Origin of the sequence: Actinospica durhamensis, from assembly GCF_018139695.1 — a bacterium.
Classification (GTDB): domain Bacteria; phylum Actinomycetota; class Actinomycetes; order Streptomycetales; family Catenulisporaceae; genus Actinospica; species Actinospica durhamensis.
On record NZ_JAGSOG010000528.1, the window covers coordinates 1 to 2043 of the forward strand.

Sequence of the window (2043 nt, forward strand, 5' to 3'; positions counted from 1 at the left end):
GGCCCGCCCCCCGATCAGCAGCGCCTCGGCCGACGGTTCGTTCCGTGCGCGATCCTCGTACAAGTACGTCACCACTCCTCGTGGCCGGTGCCATTGCGTGATCGCGCAGCCTACTTCGCGCCTTCCCACCCCGTCGCCCCGTTTTCCGGCGCCCCACTGCCGTCATGTCGCTGGAGGCCCGCGACGTCGGGCGGACCTTCCTCAACGGCAGCTACCTCGATCGGATCTTTTCCGCCCCCCGAAGGCGATCCGGCCCACACCAAGATAATGGGCGACGCGAACCTCGCCGGGATCTGGCGCAATCTCGCCGCTACGGGATGCAGCTGGCTGATCTACTCGAACGGGTTCCAGTAATCGAGCCCGACCTGATCGCCCGCGCGATGGGCGGTTGCGTGCTCATCATCACGGTTCTGCTGCGCGAGTCCCCGCTTCGGCCGTGCGCGTCCCGACCGATGACCGCACTGTGGCCGACATCGCCCGCGACGTCATCGCCGTCACCGGCTGGGCCCCTCGCGACGACAACCCCTAGTTGACATAGGCAACTAGGGGTTGTCACAATGGACGCATGGTCAAACACATCGAAACGCCGGCCCACGCGGAGCGCTTCGAGGAGCTCAAGCGCGTGCGCGCCGCGGCCATCGAACACGCCCGCGCCGCGCGCACGTTGAGTCAGGAGCGGCGGCGCATCATCGACTCGCTCCTGGCGGAGGGCTTCTCCCAGGCCGACGTGGCCCGCGAACTGGGCGTCACTCGGCAGGCGATCCAGAAGATGATGGCCGCGGGCTAGTCCTCCCGTTTTCCCGTTCTCCCGTTCTCCCGTTCGGCCTGTCGGTCCGTCAGCTGAAGAGCACCGAACGCAGCTTCAGCCGCTCACTGCCGTAGCCGGTGAGCGGCCTGAGGCTGAAGTAGTCGCCGGCGCAGCCGGGCTCGGTGAAGACGATGGCGGTCGCGTCGGTGCGGTTGCGCGGCGAGTCCGCGGGCAGCGTCGTGTCCGCGTCGGCGACCTCCGGCAGCGTGATGCACTCCCGGCTCGGCGGGTCGAGCAGGACGCTCTCCTGGGCGATGCCGTCGGCGTCGACGAAGTGGTAGCTGAATCCGCCGCTCGCCGCGCTGGCCATGCCGGGCAGCGCGAAGACGAGCATCGCAGTGCCGATCACCAGGGCGAGCGCGTTGCGAAGACGCTTGGAACGCATGGGAGGTACCCCTTTTCGAAGACCACGGATCAAGATCGACAAGAGTCTCTCCGAAAGCCCCGGAGCCACCGGCCGACCGACGCGCCGCCCCACTCGAACGGCGTAGCGCGGGCATATGGTCGCGGATTCCAGGCACTTGCTTGACATCTCCGCGGCCCGGTTCAAGAATCCAGGCATGTCCCTGGAATCAGAACCCGCACAATCCCCGGCGCCCGCGGACCCGCCGCGCCGAGGACGCCTGCTCGAGGACCCCTACGTCATTCGCGCACTGGCGCACCCGCTGCGGCTCGACCTGCTTGACGCGCTCGGCCGGCGCGGGCAGGCGACCACGGCGCAGGTTGCCCGGGATCTCGGCCTCGTGCACGGCGTGGCCTCCCATCATCTGCGTCAGCTGGCCAAGTACGGCTTCGTCGAACAGATACCGGGCAAGGACCGGCGCGAGCGTCCGTGGCGACGGGTCGAGGGCGCCTACCAGTGGCCCGACGCCCAGGCGACGCCGGAAGCCGCGGCCGCGACCGACGTGCTCGAGCAGGTCATCGTCGAGCGCGTACTCGAGGGGTTCGTGCGCTGGCAGCAGGAGCGCGCGGACTGGTCACCGGAGTGGCTCGACGGTTCCGGCGTCGCGACGACGACCGTCCATCTCACCGCGGCCGAACTCGCCGCGCTCACCGCCGAGTTCGAGGCGATGGTCCACCGCTACAGCGACGCGCGACGGAACGCGGGTATGTCCGACCGGCCCGCCGACGCCGTGCCCGTGGATCTCGCCTACGTCGCGGTGCCGACCCGCCCGCCGACGCCCTCCACACCCTGTCTCTTATACCCATCTGACGCTGCCGCCGAATTAGACGGG

General features: G+C 69.1%; 3 protein-coding genes. 2 read left to right on the forward strand and 1 reads right to left on the reverse strand.

Translation table 11 applies throughout. The features are described 5' to 3' along the window. Positions 1–565: 565 nt before the first annotated feature. Entirely contained in the window at positions 566–787 is a 222-nt protein-coding gene (locus tag KDL01_RS40725) for a TrfB-related DNA-binding protein (RefSeq protein ID WP_212534075.1), read from the forward strand. A 49-nt stretch (positions 788–836) separates the two neighbouring features. Here KDL01_RS40725 and KDL01_RS40730 read toward each other — a convergent pair whose 3' ends face one another. After that, positions 837–1193, reverse strand: coding sequence for a hypothetical protein (locus KDL01_RS40730; protein WP_212534076.1), 357 nt, complete (start codon positions 1191–1193; stop codon positions 837–839). Between the two features lie 175 nt (positions 1194–1368). Here KDL01_RS40730 and KDL01_RS47145 point away from each other — a divergent pair. Beyond that, positions 1369–2043: winged helix-turn-helix domain-containing protein (locus KDL01_RS47145; RefSeq protein ID WP_212534077.1), on the forward strand; the 675-nt coding region annotated here is incomplete at its 3' end.